The following is a 21317-nucleotide window of genomic DNA, read 5'->3' on the forward strand; positions in this document are numbered from 1 at the left end:
CTCATTATATAAAACTAAGAGATTGCAACGCATATCTCCTGTGCTATATTTCGCGTGAAATTTACCCGCGATCACTTTATTTATTATTCAATATTTAAAATACGCAGAATATTTATTATCTATTATTATTTCATTCACCTGATATCAGGTAAAAATACGCAAAGGTTAATCCTATGATGACAAGACGTTCATTCGTCAGACAAGGCCTGGTGACTTCAACGAGTATGCTACTCGCTGGTATGACGGGCTTCAGCTTTAGCCAATTTGCCCGCGCGACAGAGAACCGCCGCTGGCAAATGCCTGATGAAGGCGCACCGCATGCGGCAACCTGGATGGCGTTTGGTGCCAGTGCGGAGATCTGGGAGCCTCATCTGCTACCGGTGGTGCAGGAAAACCTGGCGTTAGTTGCCAAAACCATCGCCGCATTTGAACCCGTGAATATGTTAGTACGCGAAGAAGACAGCGAGCTCGCCGCGCGTCTGTGCGGGCCGTCAGTCAATCTTCTGGTTCACCCAATAGACGATCTGTGGATCCGCGACACCGGGCCGGTGTTTGTGAAAAGCGCCAGCGGTACGCTCGGCGGTGTGGGATTTAATTTCAATGGCTGGGGGAATAAGCAAGAGCACGAACGAGATGCCGATGTGGCTGAATTTGTTACTGATTACGTTCATGCTGAGTTTATCCGCTCGGTGCTGACTCTGGAAGGTGGCGGTATTGAGGTAGATGGTGAAGGTACAGCAATCATCACCGAGAGCTGCGTGCTTAACTCCAACCGTAATCCTGGCGTCAGCAAAGCCGAATGCGGAGAAGAACTTAAGCGACTGCTAGGTCTGGAGAAAATCATCTGGTTGCCGGGTATTGCCGGCAAGGATATTACCGACGGCCATACAGATTTTTACGCCCGATTCACGCATCCGGGTACGGTGGTGGCGGGTCTTGAGCAGGATCCGTCATCCTTTGATTACGCGATCACCCGACGTCATCTGGACATATTACGGGCCGCCACGGATGCCAAAGGCCGACGGTTGGAGGTAGTCACGCTGGAAGGACCTTCTACCATCCGACAGACTTATGCGAGCGATGATTTCGCCGCGGGATATATCAATTTTTATCTGTGTAATGATGCCGTCATTGCACCGCAATTTGGCGATAAGCGCACCGATCGTAATACCCATACTATTTTGCAGGAGCTGTTTGCCGATCGTGAAATTATTCAGTTGAATATCGACGGTATCGCTGCCGGTGGCGGCGGTATTCACTGCGCGACACAGCAGCAGCCTCGTTAATGATTAACAATTGAGTGTGTTGTGGGAAGGTGGGGAAACTCACTTTCCTGGCAATAAAAAAATGATTCCCTTAGAAAGATGCCTCCGTAGGTTAAATTTTAATAAACAAAGCACCTAATTAACATTTATGAAATAAACACCATTAAAAGATAACACTTTAATAGCTTTCATCGATCTTTCATGGTATTTATGATCTGCTAAACCTATCGATAAAATCTATCAAAAGATTTATATTGATCGTTATTATCGATCGTATATTCTGTCTTAAATAATGACTTCTGACGCAACTTTTATTATCAGTACAGCCACAAAGATTGTTCTCCCTGCGTTGTGAAACACAATGAAATTATCGAGGGTTACATTTAAAAAACTCACATAACAGATTTTAAAATAGTTTTCAATTAGCGAAAACATCCAATAATACACATTTTAAGCCCTAAATCTAACCTGTTTTAAGTAGATAACTTAAATCGAGAACGGTGATAACTCACTGAGAATTGCGAATGATGATATTGCTAAGAAAAACGGAAAATATAAATTTCATTAATACATTTAGAGACTATTTTTGTGTTGGCATCGCGTTTTTTGCAATACAGCTGGTCGCTGGTCATCTCAGTAAGCAAGAGGATGTTGCGGGTATAACACTGCATTTTTACGATCTCACTTTACCTCTCATTTCTGCACTGCTGGTTTTATACCGGCAAAAGGCGCTGCCAATTTTGGCTGCCTTTTTCTTGTATGCGCTTTACTCTTACTCTTTATCTTCGGTATTCACACTAACGGCTCAGCTACTGGCTGCTCTCATTAGCCAGACACTCTACTTTTTCTCGACAGGCAAACGAGGCGCGGTTAGCTTTGGTCGTAGCCAGCTTACAACCCTGCGTATTGTCTGGCTCGTGTGTTGCAACGCCTTACTATTCATCTCGATTGATCACTGGTTCCAGTCGAACACAGCCTCTGCACCGATCGCAAACCTTTTTACACTACAAACATTAATTAACTTACAGTGGCTGATGAACTCTTGCCTGACTGGCATCCCTTTTTGTTATCTGTTGCTTAGAAGCGTTCAAAATCCTGCATGGTGCATTCTATACATTAGACAAGTAAAGGCGCTGATAAAATCCGGCCCTCCTATTCTGTATCAAGTATTATGGCTGGTGCTGTTACTCTGCATTATGTCCGCTTTGATCGTCATCAGAGAAGATATTCTTATATTTACAGACTATTCATTACTGTGGTTACTTCCAGTAATGCTATGGGGAGTGATCTGTATTGGCCATGCTTTGATATCCCCTGTATGGGTAACAATGCTTATCCTGTTGGGATATTATATAAACAGTTATATTCCACCTGCTAACTATAATAATTATTTACATAGCCTCGTGATTTCCTCCACGATAGTGTTTGTCTTTTCTATTACGATTGTTGTTACCGGTGTACTTGTGGTTCATAACCGAAAATATCTCCGCCGCCTCAAACAACTTTTTAGATCAGAGCCTAACACCGGACTGCCTAACTTTCAGGCCCTGCAAATGGACATCCGTAAACACGCAACAGAGTGCTTGTGTTACATCCGTTGTACAGAGTTGAATACGCTGGAGCAAACTCACGGAATAGAATTCCGTTTTGAATTTGTAAAAGCGCTAAGTGCATATGTACGTAAATTGATTAAGGGTACAGGTGACATTTATTACGCACCAGGTCATGGAATAATTCTTCGCCTTAATGCTGTCCCTGACATTCCTGATCTCTACAAAGACCTAAACTCTTTTCGTTTTATCTGGAAGGACTACCAATTAGGGCTATCTTGTGGTATGGCATATACCACCGAGAAAAACCTGATTAAAAATTTATCTCAAGCAATTAAGCACCTTAATACCCAAAGCTATATCTCGTTAATGCAGGGGCAACCGTTGTTACTCAGCCCGCAAGTGCCAGGTGATAAAATTGTCAGCCAGGCTGTCATTCGTCATATGTTGCAAAAGGCAATTGACAGAAAGTCGTTTGAGCTTATGGCTCAACCCATCGTATCAACGATGCTGGTTGTTCAGCCGATCGTTTCAACCACGGGACTGACACGTTATCACGAGATACTTATTCGGATAAAAATGGTTGATGGTAAGTTAATCTTTCCAGACACCATCCTACCGGTTGCTCGCGAGGCAGGATTACTTCCTGCGCTGGATATCACTGTTATAGAGCAATCATTTCGTTTTATACAGTCACGGCAGAAATCTGACCCTAATAGTCACTTCTCCATTAATCTGACGCCTGACTCGCTTAATAAAATTGATTTTCTTGATAATGTTTTTACATTGTTTAGAAAATACTCAATAGCACCTGAACGTATAATATTTGAAGTCATTGAATCAGATATTATTGACAACGCTAATGTCACTGATGTTCTGAGATCGCTACGTAAAGCCGGTTCTAAAATTGCTATTGATGATTTTGGCACAGGAGCATCAAGCTATTCACGACTACGAACGTTAGACGCAGATATTCTGAAAATTGATGGTTCCTTCATCCGTAATATATTGACCGATGAATTTAGTCGATGCGCCGTCAGATCCTTCTGCGAAGTAGCAAAACTCAAAAACATGGAAGTAGTCGCTGAGTTTGTTGAAAATGAGGAAATTGAAAAGATGCTAATTACGATGGGTATTGGTTGGTTACAGGGATACCATATAGGGAAACCCGTTCCTATTGAGTTGGCTGAATTATAATTCAGTAATTATAATAATAATTATATTCCTACATTGTTTTACTTACCGGCTCCCGTGCCGGTTTTTTATTCCCTAAAACAAGCGGTATATTAATTAAAGCAGGTATGCCGCGGCCGTTTGCCGCGACATACCGTGTTTCATTTTTAACTCAACTCAGCCGAATGCTACGGCCAATTCAGCTTCCATCACTCCCAGGCGCGCTCAGATTTCGCGGCGTCAAACTGCGGCGGCGGTTTGCGAAAACGTCCGGTCAGCCAGGCAAGATACACCAGCCCAACGCCGGCCCATACCAGACCCAGCGTCAGCGATGTCACCTCAAGATTCACCCACAGTACGGCAACCGTGGCGGCACCGACCATTGGCAATACCAGATAGTGCAGCTTCTCCTGCCAGGTATGCTTGCGTCCTTCACGACGCCAGAAGTGGTTAAACACCGACAAATTGACGAACGTAAAGGCCACCAGCGCACCAAAGTTAATCAACGCCGTGGCAGTCACCAGGTCAAAAAACAGGGCCGACAGCGCCACAATCCCGACCATGATGACGTTCAGCGCGGGAGTACGCCATTTGGGATGGACATAACCAAAGTACTTCTCCGGGAAGACGTTATCGCGGCCCATCACGTACAGCAGACGCGAAACGCTGGCATGCGACGCCAGACCTGAAGCCAGCGTATTCACAAAGGTGGTACACAGGAAAATAGACTGGAACAGCTTGCCGCCGACGTACAGCGCAATCTCCGGTAGCGCCGCATCCGGGTCTTTGAATCGGCTAATGTCCGGGAAGAACAGTTGCATAAAGAACGAGGCGGCAATGAAGATCAGCCCACCGTACAGCGCGGTAAGAAAAATAGCTTTCGGGATGGTGCGCGCAGCATCCGGCGTCTCTTCAGATAGAGTCGTCACCGCGTCAAAGCCGAGAAACGAGAAGCAGACAATGGTCGCCCCGGTGATAATCGGGATCAAATGCGCATTCTGGCTGATAAACGGTTGCAGCGACCAGACGGTCCCAACCCCTTCCCCTTTGTGCAGCCCCTGCACCACGAGGAAAATGAACACCACGATTATCGCCACCTGCACCAGTACAAACAGCGCATTGAAGTTGGCTACCAGATTAACGCTTTTCAGATTGGCCGCGGTGAGGATCGCGACGAACATCACCACCCAAATCCATGGCGCAACCCCCGGGAACAGCGCGGAAAGGTAAATTTTCGCCAATAGTACGTTAATCATCGGCAGGAAAAGGTAGTCAAGCAGTGACGACCAGCCGACCATAAACCCGACATGCGGGTTGATCGCTTTTTGCGCATAGGTATAGGCCGAACCGGCCTGTGGAAACTGGCGCACCAGCTTTCCATAACTGATGGCGGTAAACAGTACTCCCGCCAGGGCCAGCAGGTAGGAGGCCGGAACATGGCCATTGCTGATACCCGAAACAATGCCAAAGGTGTCAAACACCGTCATCGGGGTGAGATAGGCAAGCCCCATCACCACCACCTGCCACAGCTTGAGGGATTTACGCAGCTGTGCTTTGCTCGGCTGGGCAGAATGATCAACAGAAGAGTTAGTCGACATAGTTTTCCTCCCCGCTACGAGTCCAGATCTGCGTTCGAAACGTGGGTACAGCAGACCTGGGTCGTGTCGGGGAGGAATGGCATAAAAAAGGCGTCAATGTGGTACGGCGCAGATGCGGTCCGTATTTACTGCGGGAGCCATGAATACTCACGCGGGGCGGGTTTTTAAACATTGGCATCATCACATTTCCTCGTCACAAACTCTGTCGGTTATCTGAAGACCCGTTGTCGCCCGCGCTCCATTACGCGACATCCGGGAAATGGCAGGTATTCCTGCAATTTTTACGGGCTGGCTCCGCTCAGCCCGCATGATGCGACTTCTTTTTCAATGACCTGTACAACGGTCAGGCGTTTTTCAGCATCCACTCAATTTCAGTGTCGGTAATCAGACGTTCAAACTGGATAAGCTCATCGTTTTTACAGGCGTGATACACATGGCTAAACCGCTCACCCAATAGTTCACGCAGACTGTCATTTTGCATAAACTCCCACAGCGCATCGCTCTGGCGAATCGGGAACGGCAGCCCTTCCTGCTCCAGACCGTTACCCTCAACTTCTTCTTGTAACGGCAGTTCGTTATCCAGACCGTGAAGGATCCCCGCCAGAATGGTCGACATCACCAGATACGGGTTGGCATCAGCCCCCGCTACGCGATATTCAACCCGATGGTTATCACGGTCGCCGCAGGGAATCCGCAGCGCTACCGTACGATTGTTGTGCCCCCAGGACGCCTGGGTCGGAACATACATCCCCGGCTGGAAGCGGCGATAGGAGTTCACATTCGGCGCCAGAAGCGCCATTGATGCGGGCATCAGATCAATCATCCCAGCGAGCGCACGCTTTAATAACGCGGAATCATCGCCATTCGCATCAGCCAGCACGTTCTCACCTTTGTTATTCATGACGCTGATGTGGATATGCATCCCGCTACCGGCATGCTCCTCATAAGGTTTTGCCATAAACGTGGCATGCATCTTATGTTTCTCCGCCACCAGCCGTACCAGACGTTTCAGCGCCAGCGCGTCATCGCAGGCGTCGAGCACGTTGTCGGTATGGTAGAGGTTGATTTCAAACTGCCCTGGGGAGGCTTCAGCCACCGCGCCGTCGGCCGGGATCAGCTGCAAACGGGCCAGTTCATCGATATCGTTCAGCACATCAGCAAAGTGGTTCAGGTTATCAACCGAATAAACCTGACTTTGGGTATTTCGATCGTCCGTTCCCGGCGCGCATGGCGGCTGCAGATAACCTTCGGGGTCACGCTTACGATCGAGTAAATAGAACTCCAGCTCTACCGCTACGACGGGGAACAGACCGCGCTGGCGAAGTTTCTGCCAGAGTCGGTTTAGTACGTTCCGCGGCTCAACGTCAAAGGGAGCGCCATCTTCATCCAGCATCGTCAGCATCATCTGCGCAATAAATTCCGGATCGGCAGCCGAAGGGGTTAACGTACCTGCCACGGGTACACAGGTCCGATCCGGTTCGCCAAGCTCCTGGCCTAATCCCGCCTCTTCGACCACATTGCCCAGAATATCCATCGCGAAAACGGATGCCGGGAAATAGCAGCCTTTCTCTAACTTATGCAATCCCGCAACGGGAAGGCGTTTACCGCGAAAACAGCCATTAAGGTCGGTTAACAACACATCCACATACTGCGTATTAGGATAGCGTTCCAGATACTGCTTAACTTCGCGCGCAAACGCGCTACTTCGTCTCTCTTCAGAATGCTGAACAAAATTCTCAACTTCTACGATATTGGTTTCCATGATTCACCGCCGTTGGCCTGGTAAGCTGTTCTGTGATTTGACTGTTAAATATAATGTCCACCCTTCGACTCTGGATGCAAACAAATTGTTTGTCAAATGTTAAATTAAGTTTGCTAGAAGGTTATTACGCTGCTAGATTGAGAAAATAATGAACGGAATGGCACAACAAGGAACCGTTTGGCAATAATTTATTCCAAAACGTGAGGTCGATCATGGGCAATATATTTGACAAGCCAGTTATTGGTGTAGTGATGTGTAGGAACAGGCTTAAGGGTCACCAGACCCAGACTCTGCAAGAAAAGTACCTGAATGCGGTATTAAATGCCGGTGGATTACCGATAGCGCTTCCCCATGCGCTTGCGGAACCCGAATTGTTGAACGCGCTGTTACCGAAACTGGACGGTATCTTCCTGCCAGGAAGCCCAAGCAATGTGCAGCCGCACCTCTATGGTGAAAATGGCGATGAGTCTGACGCCGATCCCGGGCGTGATCTTCTGAGCATGGCGCTAATTACCGCCGGGCTCGAAAGGCGCATTCCCATTTTCGCCATCTGCCGGGGCTTACAGGAATTAGTTGTCGCCACTGGCGGGACTCTGTATCGTCGCCTGTGCGATCATCCACAGTTCCTGGAACATCGTGAAGATGCGGAACTCCCGGTGGAGCAGCAATATGCACCATCTCATGAAGTCCAGGTTCAACAGGGAGGATTGCTATCTCAGTTAATACCAGGTTGCAGCACGTTTTGGGTCAACTCCTTGCATGGTCAGGGCGCAAAAACCCTTGGCCCGCAGCTGCGCGTGGAAGCACGCTCGCAGGATGGATTAGTGGAAGCTGCCAGCGTCCATGACCATCCTTTCGCGCTCGGCGTGCAGTGGCACCCGGAATGGAACAGTAGCGAATACGCCCTGTCGCGTTTGTTACTTGAAGGTTTTATCACCGCTTGTCAGAACCACCTCGCTGAAAAACAGCGACTCTGACCACTACAGTTAAGGAAATGCAATTATGAGCGATGACGGCCTGGCGCCGGGTAAACGTTTGTCAGAGATCCGCCAGCAATTGGGTCTTTCGCAGCGTCGTGCCGCCGAACTGTCTGGGTTAACGCATAGCGCCATCAGCACCATAGAGCAGGATAAAGTCAGTCCTGCCATCAGTACGCTGCAAAAGCTATTGAAAGTATATGGGCTGTCGCTCTCCGAGTTCTTCGCGGAACCGGAAAAGCCTGACGAACCGCAGGTGGTTATCAATCAGGATGATTTGATTGAGATCGGGAGTCAGGGAGTATCCATGAAGCTGGTACACAACGGAAATCCGAATCGTACGCTGGCAATGATGTTTGAAACCTATCAGCCAGGCACGACAACCGGGGAGAGAATTAAACATCAGGGTGAAGAGATTGGCACAATACTGGAAGGTGAAGTGATACTGACCATCAACGGTCAAACGTATCCTCTTGTTGCAGGGCAAAGCTATGCCATTAACACCGGCATACCACACAGCTTCAGCAACACCTCGGCAGGGATCTGCCGCATCATCAGTGCCCACACTCCCACCACTTTCTAATAAGTAGCGGCCTGAGTTTCTCAGGCCTTCTTAAATAACGCGCATTAACAGGGTACATCCCTGGGGCATCGTGCAGCCTGATTTTGCCTGAAAAAGATCAGCAACGAACTTTATCTTATTGATATAAAAGGAGTAGCTATGAACTTTCAGAATCTTAAATATTGGCGTGAGAAAGCCAGCCATTATTCACCAGAGACCCGTTTATTTATTAACGGCGAATATTGTGCCGCCGCTGATAACGAAACCTTTATTACGCTGGATCCGGCAGGACAACGTCCTCTGGCTAAAGTCGCCCGCGGTAAAAAAGCGGATGTGGACCGCGCGGTCACCGCAGCCCGTACCGTCTTTGAACGCGGAGACTGGTCGCAAGCATCACCCGCAGAGCGCAAAGCGGTACTGCACAAACTCGCCGATTTAATGGAGCAGCATCACGAGGAGCTGGCGCTACTGGAAACGCTCGATACCGGTAAACCGATTCGCCATAGCCTGCGTGATGATATTCCCGGCGCGGCACGCGCCATCCGCTGGTATGCCGAAGCTATAGATAAAGTCTATGGCGAAGTTGCCACCACCTCGGTGAACGATCTGGCACTGATTGTGCGCGAACCGGTAGGCGTGATTGCCGCCATTGTACCGTGGAATTTTCCTCTGCTGCTGGCCTGCTGGAAACTCGGCCCGGCACTGGCTGCGGGTAACAGCGTGATCCTCAAGCCTTCCGAAAAATCACCGCTGACCGCCATTCGCCTGGCTGCGCTGGCTAAAAAAGCAGGTTTGCCCGATGGCGTTCTCAGCGTTGTTAGCGGGTATGGTCACGAAGCGGGTCAGGCGTTGTCACAACATCCGGATGTTGATGTGATCACCTTTACCGGCTCGACCCGTACCGGCAAGCAACTGCTCAAAGACGCTGGCGACAGCAACATGAAACGCGTCTGGCTGGAGGCCGGAGGTAAAAGCGCCAATATCGTGTTTGCCGACTGCCCGGATCTGCCGAAAGCCGCCGCTAATGCAGCGGCAGGTATCTTCTATAACCAGGGCCAGGTTTGTATCGCCGGTACGCGTCTGCTGCTGGAAGAGAGCATTGCCGACGAGTTCATCGCCCTGCTGAAAGAACAGGCGAAAAACTGGCAGCCCGGCAACCCGTTGGATCCGGAAACCACGATGGGCACGCTTATCGACAATGCGCATGCCGACACCGTGCACGGTTTTATTCGCGACGGTGAAGCGCAAGGCACGCTGGCGCTGGATGGCCGCAGCCACGTACATCCGGCCGCTATCGGCCCGACTATTTTTGTCGATACCGCACCGCAGGCCCACGTCAGCCGCGATGAAATCTTCGGCCCGGTACTGGTCATCACCCGTTTTAGCAGCGAAGCCGAAGCTCTGGCGCTGGCTAACGACAGTGACTACGGCCTCGGCGCCGCGGTCTGGACCCGCGATTTGTCGCGCGCCCACCGTATGAGCCGTCGCCTGAAAGCCGGCTCAGTCTTCGTGAATAACTACAACGACGGTGATATGACCGTGCCGTTCGGCGGTTATAAGCAAAGCGGTAACGGACGCGATAAATCCCTGCATGCGCTGGAAAAATTTAGCGAACTGAAAACCATCTGGATCTCCCTGGAGTCTTAATCATGACTGAACATACCAGCAGTTATTACGCCGCAAGCGCCAATCAGTACGAACCGTTTCCGACCCTTAGCGAATCGGTTAGCTGTGATGTTTGCGTCGTGGGCGGTGGTTATACCGGACTCTCCTCCGCCCTGCATTTAGCGGAAATGGGTTACGACGTGGTGCTACTGGAATCCGCGCGTATTGGTTTCGGGGCCAGCGGACGTAACGGCGGTCAGTTGGTGAACTCCTACAGTCGCGATATCGACGTCATCGAACGTACCTATGGCCCGGATGCCGCTAAAATGCTCGGTGGAATGATGTTTGAAGGCGGCAATATCATCCGCGAACGCATCAAGCGTTATCAGATCGAATGCGACTATCGTCCCGGCGGGCTGTTTGTAGCGCTGAACCACAAACAGATGGAAACGCTGGAAGAGCAGAAGTCGAACTGGGAACGCTACGGCAACACGCAGCTTGAACTGTTAGACAGCAGTGAAATTCGTCGCGAAGTCAGCAGCGATCGTTATGTCGGCGCGCTGCTCGACCACAGCGGTGGTCATATTCACCCGCTGAACCTGGCGATTGGCGAAGCTAACGCCATTCGTCTGAACGGCGGACGCGTCTTTGAACAGTCGCCAGTCACCCGTATTCAGCACACCAGCCCGGCGGTGGTCAGCACTGAAAAAGGCCAGGTGACGGCCCGCTTTGTGATCGTCGCGGGCAACGCCTATCTCGGTGACAAACTGGAACCTGCGCTGGCAAAAAGCAGCATGCCGTGTGGCACGCAGGTGTTAACCACCGAACCGCTGTCGGCGGAGATGGCGCGCTCGCTGATCCCGAAAAACTACTGCGTGGAAGATTGTAACTACCTGCTCGATTACTACCGTCTGACCGGCGATAACCGCCTGCTGTACGGCGGTGGCGTAGTCTACGGCGCTCGCGATCCTGACGATATTGAGCGTCTGGTGATGCCGAAACTGCTGAAGACCTTCCCGCAATTGCAGGGGGTAAAAATTGATTACCGCTGGACCGGTAATTTCCTGTTAACGCTGTCTCGCATGCCGCAGTTCGGCCGTCTTGATACCAACATTTACTATATGCAGGGCTACAGCGGCCACGGCGTGACCTGTACTCACCTGGCAGGACGCCTGATTTCCGAACTGCTGCGTGGGGATGCCGAGCGCTTTGACGCGTTTGCCAAACTGCCGCACTACCCGTTCCCGGGAGGCCGCAGCCTGCGCATTCCGTTTACCGCCATGGGGGCGGCATATTACAGCTTACGCGATCGCCTTGGGGTTTAAGTTCTTCCGCGATAAACCCGACGCACAGGGCGATCCCCCCTGTGCGTTTTTTTATTCCTGAAAAGCGAAAAACAGATAACAGGTACGAAAATATCGCAATAGGACATAACCACACTCTTTGCATTGTTTCTCCCTTCCGATCGGATACGCTTTTTTAGATATCGCTGGCGGCATGCGCCAGAACTCAACGGGGGAAGAAACGCGTGTTATGAATACGAATAACGAGGAGACCTTTTATCAGGCGATGCGTCGCAAAGGCGTAAGTAGACGCAGTTTTCTCAAATATTGTAGCCTCGCGGCTACATCGCTGGGGTTGGGAGCCGGAATGACGCCCAGAATTGCCTGGGCGCTGGAGAACAAACCCCGGATCCCGGTAGTCTGGATCCACGGGCTGGAATGCACCTGCTGCACCGAATCATTTATCCGCTCCTCTCACCCACTTGCCAAAGACGTCATCCTCTCCCTGATTTCCCTCGATTACGACGACACGCTGATGGCCGCCGCCGGAACGCAGGCCGAAGAGGTATTTGAAGACATTCTGAGCCGCTACCACGGCCGATACATTCTGGCAGTCGAAGGCAACCCTCCGCTGGGCGAGCAAGGAATGTTTTGCATCAGCAGCGGGCGCCCTTTTATTGAAAAGCTAAAAAGAGCCGCAGCAGGTGCCAGCGCGATTATCGCCTGGGGAACCTGCGCCTCTTGGGGCTGCGTACAGGCTGCCCGGCCTAACCCTACCCAGGCTACGCCGATCGATAAGGTGATCACCGATAAGCCGATCGTGAAAGTGCCCGGCTGCCCGCCGATTCCGGATGTCATGAGCGCCATCATTACCTACATGGTGACATTTGATCGTTTGCCTGAACTCGATCGTCTGGGTCGTCCGCTGATGTTCTATGGTCAGCGTATTCACGATAAATGCTACCGCCGCGCCCACTTTGACGCCGGGGAGTTCGTTGAGAGTTGGGACGATGACGCCGCCCGCAAAGGCTATTGCCTGTACAAAATGGGCTGCAAAGGGCCAACCACCTATAACGCCTGTTCCACCACCCGCTGGAATGGTGGCGTTTCCTTCCCCATCCAGTCCGGCCACGGTTGTCTGGGATGTTCGGAAAACGGCTTCTGGGATCGCGGTTCGTTCTACAGTCGCGTGGTTGATATTCCGCAAATGGGGACGCATTCAACCGCCGATACCGTGGGCCTCACCGCGCTAGGCGTCGTGGCGGCCGGTGTCGGTGTTCACGCAGTCGCCAGCGCCGTCAATCAACACAACCGCCACAAACAGCAACTAGCCGACGCCGGACAACAGTCTCCAGACAATAAGGATAAACAGGCATGAGCAATTCGTATCAAACCCAGGGATATACCTTAAACAATGCCGGTCGCCGTCTGGTTGTCGACCCCATCACGCGCATTGAAGGCCATATGCGTTGTGAAGTGAACATTAATGAGCAGAACATCATCACCAACGCGGTTTCCTGCGGCACTATGTTCCGCGGGCTGGAGATCATTCTACAGGGGCGCGACCCGCGCGATGCCTGGGCATTTGTCGAACGAATCTGCGGAGTGTGCACCGGCGTACATGCGCTCGCCTCGGTCTATGCCATTGAGGACGCTATTGGCATAAAGGTGCCCGACAACGCCAACATCATTCGCAATATTATGCTGGCGACGCTGTGGTGCCACGACCATCTGGTGCACTTTTACCAGTTAGCCGGAATGGACTGGATTGACGTGCTGAATGCCCTAAAAGCAGATCCGCGCGCCACATCGCAGCTGGCACAAAGCCTTTCAGCCTGGCCGATGTCTTCTCCAGGCTACTTCTTTGACGTCCAAAATCGCCTGAAGAAATTTGTCGAAGGCGGTCAGTTGGGGATTTTTCGCAACGGTTACTGGGGACATCCGCAGTACAAGCTGTCGCCAGAGGCCAACCTGATGGGCTTTGCCCACTATCTGGAAGCGCTCGATTTTCAGCGCGAGATCATCAAAATCCATACGGTGTTTGGCGGTAAGAATCCGCATCCGAACTGGATTGTCGGTGGGATGCCGTGCGCTATCAATATCGATCAGAGCGGCGCGGTAGGCGCAGTCGATATGGAACGCCTGAACCTGGTGCAGTCGATCATCACCCGCACCGCTGATTTCATCAACAACGTCATGGTGCCTGACGCGCTGGCTATCGGCCAGTTCAATAAACCCTGGAGCCAGATTGGCACCGGGCTTTCTGATAAGTGCGTCTTAAGCTACGGCGCGTTCCCGGATATCGCCAATGACTTCAGCGCGAAGAGCCTATTGATGCCTGGCGGCGCGGTGATTAACGGTGATTTTAACAACGTCATGCCGGTGGACCTGAACGATCAGCAGCAAATTCAGGAGTTTGTCGATCATGCCTGGTATCGTTATCCGGACGATCAATTAGGTCGTCATCCGTTCGAAGGGATTACTGAACCTTGGTATAACCCGGGCGATGTCAAAGGCAGTGATACCGATATCAAGCAGCTCAACGAACAGGAACGCTACTCGTGGATTAAAGCCCCGCGCTGGCGGGGACACGCTATGGAAGTTGGGCCGTTGGCGCGTACGCTGATTGCCTATCACAAAGGGGATGCCGCCACGATTGAATCCGTGGATCGCATGATGTCCGCCCTCAAGCTGCCGCTGTCGGGTATGCAATCAACGCTGGGACGTATTCTGTGTCGCGCGCACGAAGCGCAGTGGGCCGTGAGCAAGCTGCAATATTTCTTCGACAAGCTGATGACCAACCTGAAAAACGGCAATCTGGCTACCGCAAATACCGAAAAGTGGGAGCCTGAAAGTTGGCCGCAGCACTGTCGCGGGATCGGTTTTACCGAAGCGCCGCGCGGAGCATTAGGCCACTGGGCATCGATTCGCGACCAGAAGATCGACCTGTATCAATGCGTGGTGCCGACCACCTGGAATGCCAGCCCGCGCGATCCAAAGGGACAAATTGGCGCTTACGAGGCGGCGCTGATGGGCACCCAAATGGCGATACCGGATCAACCGTTGGAGATCCTGCGCACCTTGCACAGCTTCGACCCCTGCCTGGCATGTTCAACCCACGTACTCGGCGACGACGGCAGCGAACTTATCGCCGTCCAGGTTCGCTAAGCGTTAAGGAACGGAACGATGACTGGAAAAACATCCCCACGCGTCGGGGAGGCGCGTGATACCACCACCAGCCACTATGTGTTTGAAGCGCCAGTACGCTTGTGGCACTGGCTGACGGTGGGCTGCATGTTGGTGTTGATGGTGACCGGATACTTCATTGGCCGACCGCTGCCGTCGGTCAGCGGTGAGGCCACTTATCTGTTCTATATGGGCGACATTCGGCTGGTGCATTTCGCCGCCGCCATGGTGTTCACGGTGATACTGCTGATGCGCATTTACTGGGCCTTCGTCGGTAACCGTTATTCACGCGAACTGTTTATCGTGCCGGTCTGGCGGCGCAGCTGGTGGCAGGGTGCGTATTCTGTGGTGCGTTGGTATCTGTTTCTGGAAAAAAAACCGGGAGATGATATCGGTCATAACCCCATCGCACAGGCGGCGATGTGCGGTTATTTCCTGCTTTCCGTTTTTATGATCCTCACCGGTTTTGCCTTATACAGCGAACATAGCCAGTACGCCATTTTTACCCCTTTCCGCTATGTGACAGAGTTTTTCTACTGGACCGGCGGGAACTCTCTCGATATCCACAGCTGGCATCGGTTAGGGATGTGGTTCATCGCCGCCTTCATCGTAGGCCATGTGTATATGGCGATTCGTGAGGACATCATGTCTGACGAAACCGTCATCTCAACCATGATTAACGGCTTTCGTAGCCATAAGTTTCCCAAGGGTCAGCACGATAAGGAGGCGTCATGAGCGAACCTAACGTCATCGTGATGGGCTTAGGCAACCTGCTGTGGGCAGATGAAGGGTTTGGTATTCGCCTCGCTGAGCGCCTGTACGCCCATTATCACTGGCCAGAATCGGTAGAGATTGTTGACGGCGGCACGCAGGGACTGAATCTGCTTGGCTACGTTGAGCAGGCCAGCCATTTGCTGCTGCTTGACGCCATCGACTACGGGCTTGAGCCGGGAACCCTGCAAACTTACGCCGGAGACAAAGTCCCGAGTTACCTCAGCGCTAAAAAAATGAGTCTGCATCAGAACAGCTTCTCTGAAGTGCTGGCTCTGGCGGATATTCGCGGCCATCTCCCCGCGCACATCGCTCTGGTGGGACTACAGCCGGTACAGCTGGACGACTATGGCGGCAGCCTGACCGACATCGCGCGCGCTCAGCTCCCGTCGGCGGAACAGGCCGCGCTTACGCAACTGGCCGCGTGGGGCATTGCGCCACAGACAAGCGATGAAACGCGTTGCCTGAACTATGACTGCCTGTCGATGGAAAACTATGAAGGCGTGCGTATTCGCCAGTATCGCGTAACGCTGGAGAGATAATTAACATGTTGAATGACCAACCGTTTTCTGCGCTATGGCAGCGAATGCTGGCTAAGGGCTGGCAACCGCTGAGCGCATCTGAACTGGATGACTGGATAACCCGCGTGCGTAATGGCGTGGTCCTGCTCAGTAGCGATCCTCGCCGTACACCGGAAGTCAGCGATAACCCGGTCATGATTGCCGAGTTGCTCCGCGAGTTTCCCCAGTTTGACTGGCACATCGCCATGGCGGATCTTGAACACAGCGAGGCGATCGGCGATCGCTTTGGCGTGTTCCGTTTTCCGGCTACCCTGGTGTTTACCCAGGGTGAGCTGCGCGGCATTCTCAGCGGTATCCACCCGTGGGCCGACTTGCTCAACCTGATGCGTCCCCTCGTTGAACAACGTATACCGCCGGAGTCTGCATGATGAGCGATTCCTTTTTTCATCTGCTGGGGCCAGGAACGCAGCCAGGTGATGACAGCTTCAGCATGAATCCCTTGCCCCTCACCTGCCAGATCAACAGCGACCCCAGCATGGCAACACTGGAAAACTGTCCGCACAGCCCGGCGGTGATGGCATTGTTAGCCGATGTGCGCCACCAGCTCACCCAGAGAATTCCCGCCAAACAGGATGTGCTGGGATGGGATTTATCCTCGCTCAATGCAGACGATCTCACCTTTCTGAATACGCTACTCGGCGAAGGCGAAGTTTCCGTGCGCATTCAGCATGCTGACGGCAGGGCGAGCGAGATTCAGGAGTCGATTTTCTGCGGTATCTGGCGGGTGCGTTGTCAGAATGACAAGGGGCAATGGCAGGAACATCTGGAAGTAGGCAGCGCACCACGGGCACTGTGGCAGGCGGCAACAATCAATACGCTGCCGGACGATAGCCTGCTGCCTCCGCCTATAGATGGGTTGATGAATGGCCTGACGCTGGCCCAGGAACTGCTGGCGCACGTGCGAGATCCGGCAGCGCAACCCCATAGCATTAACCTCACCCAACTGCCGATTAGCGACGCGGATCGCCTGTTCCTCGCCCGCCTGTGCGGCGAAGGGCACATTCAAATCCGCACCATCGGCTACGGCGAGAGCCAAATCGACGCCACGGCGCTGCGCCATGTCTGGCATGTTCGCTGTCTGGATACCCTGAAAGGGCTTCTGCTTGAGAGTTATGAGATCTGTCCGTTGCCGGAACTGGTGTTGGCCGCACCGGAAGATCTGCTCGACTCGCTCGAGCGGCTGGATGAAGTCTGCGGCTGGCTGGCATCCGGCCCGCCTGCCTGATCCCCTCTTTAGACCCGCGTACTTTTCTACTGCGGATCTGACGTTTTCTTCCTTACCTATTCACTCTCTAATGCCTGATGGAGTTCGCATGTGGGACGTCATTGACCTATCGCGCTGGCAGTTTGCGCTGACCGCGCTGTACCATTTTCTGTTTGTTCCCCTGACGCTGGGGCTGATTTTTTTGCTAGCCATCATGGAAACCCTGTTCGTGGTGACCGGCAAAACAGTCTACCGCGACATGACGCGTTTCTGGGGAAAGCTATTCGGTATTAACTTTGCGCTCGGCGTGGCAACCGGCCTGACCATGGAGTTTCAGTTCGGTACTAACTGGTCGCTCTATTCCAACTATGTGGGTGATATTTTCGGTGCCCCGCTGGCGATGGAAGCCTTGATGGCCTTCTTTCTTGAATCCACCTTCGTGGGGCTGTTCTTCTTTGGCTGGCAGCGCTTAAACAAGTATCAGCATTTACTGGTGACCTGGCTGGTTGCGTTTGGCTCTAACATTTCGGCCCTGTGGATCCTCAACGCCAACGGCTGGATGCAATATCCAACTGGCGCTCACTTTAATTTTGATACCCTGCGCATGGAGATGACCAGCTTTAGCGAGCTGGTCTTTAACCCCGTCAGCCAGGTGAAATTTGTGCATACCGTGATGTCTGGTTATGTCACCGGCGCCATGTTTGTGATGTCCATCAGCGCCTGGTATTTGCTGCGTGGTCGCAATCGTGAGTTCGCCCGGCGCTCCTTCGCGGTGGGTTCCGTCTTTGGCACGCTGGCTATCCTCGGCACGCTACAACTGGGTGATAGCTCAGCCTTTGAGGTCGCCCAGCTCCAGCCAGTAAAACTGGCGGCAATGGAGGGCGAATGGCAAACCGAACCGGCCCCCGCGCCCTTTCATGTCATCGCCTGGCCGCAGCAGGAGCAAGAGCGTAACGCCTTTGCCGTGAAAATACCGGCCCTGCTGGGTATTCTGGCGACCCACTCTTTGGATACGCCGGTTCCGGGGCTGAAAAACCTGATGGCGGACGCGCTCCCACGCCTGCAGCGAGGCCGGGAGGCATGGTTACTGATGCAGGAAATTGCCAAAGGTAACCGCACGCCTCAGGTACTGAACACTTTTCACGCTGTGGAGAAAGATCTGGGTTACGGCATCCTGCTGGCGAACTACGCGCCTGACATGAACCACGTTACGCCAGCGCAATATCAGGCCGCGCAACGCGGCGCCATTCCGCAAGTGGCCCCCGTGTTCTGGAGCTTTCGCATCATGATTGCTTGCGGTTCGCTGCTGCTACTGGTGATGGCGATTGCGTTGATACAGACCTTACGCTGGCGTATCGACCAGCATCGCTGGGTACTGCGCATGACGCTGTGGAGCCTGCCGCTTCCGTGGATTGCCATCGAAGCGGGCTGGTTTATGACGGAGTTTGGCCGCCAGCCGTGGGCGATTCAGGATATTTTGCCGACATGGTACGCCCACTCCGCGCTGAGCGCAGGCCAACAGGCCTTCTCGATGGGGCTAATTCTCACGCTTTACACCCTGTTTTTAATTGCTGAGGTCTACCTGATGCAGAAATACGCGCGCCTTGGTCCAGATGCAATGCATAACCAGCAACCAACGCAACAACAGGGATAAAGGAGACAATCATGTTGGATTATGAAACGTTGCGGCTCATTTGGTGGCTGCTGATTGGCATCATTCTGGTGGCCTTTATGGTCACTGACGGGTTTGATATGGGGGTCGGCTGCCTGTTACCGCTGATCGCGCGAAACGATGATGAGCGACGGGTGTTAATCAATAGCGTCGGGGCGCACTGGGAAGGTAACCAGGTGTGGCTCATTCTGGCGGGTGGTGCATTATTCGCGGCCTGGCCGCGGGTCTATGCCGCCGCATTTTCGGGGTTTTATGTGGCAATGATCCTGGTGCTGTGTGCCCTTTTCTTTCGCCCGTTGGCCTTTGATTATCGCGGCAAAATAGCCAATGCACGCTGGCGTGCTATGTGGGACACCGGGTTGGTTATCGGGAGCCTGGTCCCTCCTGTTATCTTCGGCGTCGCGTTCGGCAACCTGTTCTTGGGCGTACCTTTTATCTTCACACCACAGCTTCATGTGCAATACCTGGGCACTTTCTGGCAATTACTCTCACCCTTTGCGCTGCTGTGCGGCGCATTAAGCCTGATGCTGGTTATTCTGCAAGGGGGCGTGTGGCTCCAGTTGAAGACCGACGGCATTCTTCACCAACGCGCGCTCTCTGCTACCCGTCGTAGCGCAATGCTGGTCGTGCTCTGCTTTCTGTTAGCCGGTTACTGGCTATGGACGGGGATCGACGGCTATGTGTTGCTTAGCCAGGATCCGAATGGTCCTTCCAACCCGCTGTTAAAAATGGTAACGACCTCACCGGGCGCGTGGATGGCGCACTTTTATCAGTCACCACTGCTGTTAATTATTCCGCTGCTTGGCATGATGTTCCCGATGCTCGCGATCTATGCCTGCGGGCAACGTCGGGCCGTATGGGGATTTCTGTGCGCTTCACTGACCCAGGCCTGCGTGATCTTCACCGCCGGAATCACCCTGTTTCCGTTTGTGATGCCTTCAAGCGCGTATCCGCTCTCTAGCCTGACGGTGTGGGACAGTACCTCCAGCCAGATGACGCTCAGTATCATGCTGGTTATTGTGCTGATTTTTCTACCGATCGTTCTGCTTTATACCGTGTGGAGTTATTACAAAATGCTGGGACGAATCAATGTAGAAACGATCCGCCGCCACAATCACGAACTTTACTAGGGAGGACCGTACGATGTGGTATCTGTTTTGGTTTGTCGGCATTCTGCTGATGTGCGCACTCTCCACGCTGGCACTGGTCTGGCTGGAGTCGCGGCAGAAATAATACTGCGCGTGCGCTACGCTTTCTGGCTCTCCGGTTTATTCGGGGAGCTTTTTTATCCCCTTTCCATCAGCTCGCCAAGGCGCCGAATCTGCCGTCCCTGGCTATCGAAATTACGCTCATCGAGCCACAGATCGTAGGCAGGTCGAAGTATCGGGTACTCACCGTCAATGATTGAGTACCATGCGGTATCACGATTTCGTCCACGGGTAACGATAGCCTGACGGAATATACCTTCAAAACTGAAGCCAAAGCGCTCCGCCGCCCTACGGGAAGGCTCATTGAAGGCATCACATTTCCATTCAAAACGGCGATAACCCAGATCCTCAAAAACGTACTTTAAAAGCAATGATATGACTTCCGTTGAAATTCGCGTGCGTTTCATGCGTACGGAGTAAGAAACATGCCCTACCTCAATCACACCATTTGCGGGATCAATCCGCATAAGAGCAAACGTCCCAACAGGTTTCATACTGGTTAAATCGATCACGGCAAAATGCATCGGATCTGTCTGTTCTTCCATGTGTTTTAAATAAACCAGGAAGGCATCAAAAGTTTCAAAAGGTCCGACCGCCAGATATGTCCAGTCACGACAATCGCTTGCTTCGCAGTACGCTTCATACAACTCTTTTGCATGGCGTTCGGTGTTAATGCGCTCAAGCTTACAATAGCGACCTGTAATTTGCTGAGCCTGTGGAAAGGGTGCGCCTTTCCAGTCAGACAAAGTCATACCTACGGGTTGTTGGAATTGATTAAAGACGCCCGGCATATCTGTACCTCTTACAAAACAGAACTAAACCAGCGCAGGGTATGATCAAACTGAGCGGCCCAAAAGAACCACAATGCGTGTTTTTAACGGATCCACACTATTTAATTGTACAAAAAACAGACGCTATAT

General features: G+C 52.4%; 18 protein-coding genes. 15 read left to right on the forward strand and 3 right to left on the reverse strand.

Annotated elements, in window-relative coordinates; all coding sequences use genetic code 11:
* Nucleotides 1-173: 173 nt before the first annotated feature.
* Both OGY17_RS18340 and OGY17_RS18345 read left to right on the forward strand, forming a co-directional pair.
* Nucleotides 174-1286: an agmatine deiminase family protein gene (locus tag OGY17_RS18340; RefSeq protein ID WP_286607982.1), complete on the forward strand. Its 1113-nt coding sequence runs from the start codon at nucleotides 174-176 to the stop codon at nucleotides 1284-1286.
* Between the two features lie 503 nt (nucleotides 1287-1789).
* A complete protein-coding gene (locus OGY17_RS18345) occupies nucleotides 1790-4012 on the forward strand; it encodes an EAL domain-containing protein (RefSeq protein ID WP_286607984.1) in 2223 nt (740 codons plus the stop codon).
* Between the two features lie 185 nt (nucleotides 4013-4197).
* Here the strand turns inward: OGY17_RS18345 and OGY17_RS18350 are convergent, their stop codons facing one another.
* Together OGY17_RS18350 and OGY17_RS18355 are read right to left on the reverse strand one after the other, a co-directional pair.
* Nucleotides 4198-5586, reverse strand: coding sequence for an APC family permease (locus tag OGY17_RS18350; protein WP_103285712.1), 1389 nt, complete (start codon nucleotides 5584-5586; stop codon nucleotides 4198-4200).
* 343 nt (nucleotides 5587-5929) lie between these two features.
* Nucleotides 5930-7348 carry a glutamine synthetase family protein gene (locus OGY17_RS18355; protein ID WP_003830879.1) on the reverse strand — a complete coding sequence of 473 codons (1419 nt, stop codon included), beginning with the start codon at nucleotides 7346-7348 and terminating at the stop codon, nucleotides 5930-5932.
* A 212-nt stretch (nucleotides 7349-7560) separates the two neighbouring features.
* Here OGY17_RS18355 and puuD point away from each other — a divergent pair, with 212 nt between their 5' ends.
* The 13 genes from puuD (at nucleotide 7561) to cbdX (ending at nucleotide 20422) form a co-directional block, all read left to right on the forward strand.
* Nucleotides 7561-8325, forward strand: a complete 765-nt coding sequence (puuD, locus tag OGY17_RS18360) for a gamma-glutamyl-gamma-aminobutyrate hydrolase (protein ID WP_003830878.1) — start codon at nucleotides 7561-7563, stop codon at nucleotides 8323-8325.
* Between the two features lie 25 nt (nucleotides 8326-8350).
* A complete protein-coding gene (gene puuR / locus OGY17_RS18365; RefSeq protein WP_003830877.1) occupies nucleotides 8351-8908 on the forward strand; it encodes an HTH-type transcriptional regulator PuuR in 558 nt (185 codons plus the stop codon).
* Nucleotides 8909-9046: 138 nt separating this feature from the next.
* Entirely contained in the window at nucleotides 9047-10534 is a 1488-nt protein-coding gene (gene puuC, locus OGY17_RS18370) for an aldehyde dehydrogenase PuuC (protein ID WP_103285713.1), read from the forward strand.
* 2 nt (nucleotides 10535-10536) lie between these two features.
* Nucleotides 10537-11817 (forward strand): NAD(P)/FAD-dependent oxidoreductase, encoded by a 1281-nt coding sequence (locus OGY17_RS18375; RefSeq protein ID WP_048214853.1) that lies wholly within the window; start codon nucleotides 10537-10539, stop codon nucleotides 11815-11817.
* Between the two features lie 208 nt (nucleotides 11818-12025).
* The gene (gene hyaA / locus OGY17_RS18380; RefSeq protein WP_095533162.1) at nucleotides 12026-13153 is read left to right on the forward strand and encodes a hydrogenase 1 small subunit; all 1128 of its coding nucleotides are present in this window, start codon (nucleotides 12026-12028) and stop codon (nucleotides 13151-13153) included.
* On the forward strand, nucleotides 13150-14943 hold the full coding sequence (gene hyaB, locus OGY17_RS18385; protein ID WP_286607986.1) for a Ni/Fe-hydrogenase large subunit: 1794 nt from the start codon (nucleotides 13150-13152) through the stop codon (nucleotides 14941-14943). Before hyaA ends, hyaB begins: the two co-directional genes overlap by 4 nt.
* 18 nt (nucleotides 14944-14961) lie before the next feature.
* Nucleotides 14962-15696, forward strand: a complete 735-nt coding sequence (gene hyaC, locus OGY17_RS18390; RefSeq protein WP_100271449.1) for a Ni/Fe-hydrogenase b-type cytochrome subunit — start codon at nucleotides 14962-14964, stop codon at nucleotides 15694-15696.
* Nucleotides 15693-16274: a hydrogenase 1 maturation protease gene (gene hyaD / locus OGY17_RS18395; RefSeq protein ID WP_234096101.1), complete on the forward strand. Its 582-nt coding sequence runs from the start codon at nucleotides 15693-15695 to the stop codon at nucleotides 16272-16274. Before hyaC ends, hyaD begins: the two co-directional genes overlap by 4 nt.
* Before the next feature lie 5 nt (nucleotides 16275-16279).
* Nucleotides 16280-16681, forward strand: coding sequence for a hydrogenase-1 operon protein HyaE (hyaE, locus tag OGY17_RS18400; RefSeq protein ID WP_128612362.1), 402 nt, complete (start codon nucleotides 16280-16282; stop codon nucleotides 16679-16681).
* Entirely contained in the window at nucleotides 16681-17538 is an 858-nt protein-coding gene (locus OGY17_RS18405; protein WP_258735583.1) for a hydrogenase expression/formation protein, read from the forward strand. The genes hyaE and OGY17_RS18405 overlap by 1 nt, the downstream gene beginning before the upstream one ends.
* 88 nt (nucleotides 17539-17626) lie before the next feature.
* Nucleotides 17627-19171 (forward strand): cytochrome bd-II oxidase subunit 1, encoded by a 1545-nt coding sequence (gene appC, locus OGY17_RS18410; protein WP_286607989.1) that lies wholly within the window; start codon nucleotides 17627-17629, stop codon nucleotides 19169-19171.
* 11 nt (nucleotides 19172-19182) lie between these two features.
* Nucleotides 19183-20319, forward strand: coding sequence for a cytochrome d ubiquinol oxidase subunit II (gene appB / locus OGY17_RS18415; protein WP_057068765.1), 1137 nt, complete (start codon nucleotides 19183-19185; stop codon nucleotides 20317-20319).
* A 13-nt stretch (nucleotides 20320-20332) separates the two neighbouring features.
* Nucleotides 20333-20422, forward strand: a complete 90-nt coding sequence (gene cbdX / locus OGY17_RS18420; protein ID WP_003830863.1) for a cytochrome bd-II oxidase subunit CbdX — start codon at nucleotides 20333-20335, stop codon at nucleotides 20420-20422.
* 52 nt (nucleotides 20423-20474) lie between these two features.
* Here cbdX and OGY17_RS18425 read toward each other — a convergent pair whose 3' ends face one another.
* Nucleotides 20475-21188 carry a GNAT family N-acetyltransferase gene (locus OGY17_RS18425; RefSeq protein ID WP_048236034.1) on the reverse strand — a complete coding sequence of 238 codons (714 nt, stop codon included), beginning with the start codon at nucleotides 21186-21188 and terminating at the stop codon, nucleotides 20475-20477.
* Nucleotides 21189-21317 lie beyond the last annotated feature (129 nt).

Origin of the sequence: Citrobacter sp. Cpo126 (assembly GCF_030332445.1) — a bacterium.
Taxonomy (GTDB): domain Bacteria; phylum Pseudomonadota; class Gammaproteobacteria; order Enterobacterales; family Enterobacteriaceae; genus Citrobacter; species Citrobacter portucalensis.

Coding starts and splice junctions, on each gene's coding strand:
- OGY17_RS18355 (WP_003830879.1), bottom strand. CDS start 7,348: ATGGAAACCAATATCGTAGAAGTTGAGAATTTTGTTCAGCATTCTGAA.
- hyaB (WP_286607986.1), top strand. CDS start 13,150: ATGAGCAATTCGTATCAAACCCAGGGATATACCTTAAACAATGCCGGT.
- OGY17_RS18425 (WP_048236034.1), bottom strand. CDS start 21,188: ATGCCGGGCGTCTTTAATCAATTCCAACAACCCGTAGGTATGACTTTG.
- appC (WP_286607989.1), top strand. CDS start 17,627: ATGTGGGACGTCATTGACCTATCGCGCTGGCAGTTTGCGCTGACCGCG.
- OGY17_RS18340 (WP_286607982.1), top strand. CDS start 174: ATGATGACAAGACGTTCATTCGTCAGACAAGGCCTGGTGACTTCAACG.
- puuR (WP_003830877.1), top strand. CDS start 8,351: ATGAGCGATGACGGCCTGGCGCCGGGTAAACGTTTGTCAGAGATCCGC.
- hyaA (WP_095533162.1), top strand. CDS start 12,026: ATGAATACGAATAACGAGGAGACCTTTTATCAGGCGATGCGTCGCAAA.
- cbdX (WP_003830863.1), top strand. CDS start 20,333: ATGTGGTATCTGTTTTGGTTTGTCGGCATTCTGCTGATGTGCGCACTC.
- hyaD (WP_234096101.1), top strand. CDS start 15,693: ATGAGCGAACCTAACGTCATCGTGATGGGCTTAGGCAACCTGCTGTGG.
- appB (WP_057068765.1), top strand. CDS start 19,183: ATGTTGGATTATGAAACGTTGCGGCTCATTTGGTGGCTGCTGATTGGC.
- OGY17_RS18405 (WP_258735583.1), top strand. CDS start 16,681: ATGAGCGATTCCTTTTTTCATCTGCTGGGGCCAGGAACGCAGCCAGGT.
- puuD (WP_003830878.1), top strand. CDS start 7,561: ATGGGCAATATATTTGACAAGCCAGTTATTGGTGTAGTGATGTGTAGG.
- puuC (WP_103285713.1), top strand. CDS start 9,047: ATGAACTTTCAGAATCTTAAATATTGGCGTGAGAAAGCCAGCCATTAT.
- hyaE (WP_128612362.1), top strand. CDS start 16,280: ATGTTGAATGACCAACCGTTTTCTGCGCTATGGCAGCGAATGCTGGCT.
- OGY17_RS18350 (WP_103285712.1), bottom strand. CDS start 5,586: ATGTCGACTAACTCTTCTGTTGATCATTCTGCCCAGCCGAGCAAAGCA.
- hyaC (WP_100271449.1), top strand. CDS start 14,962: ATGACTGGAAAAACATCCCCACGCGTCGGGGAGGCGCGTGATACCACC.
- OGY17_RS18375 (WP_048214853.1), top strand. CDS start 10,537: ATGACTGAACATACCAGCAGTTATTACGCCGCAAGCGCCAATCAGTAC.
- OGY17_RS18345 (WP_286607984.1), top strand. CDS start 1,790: ATGATGATATTGCTAAGAAAAACGGAAAATATAAATTTCATTAATACA.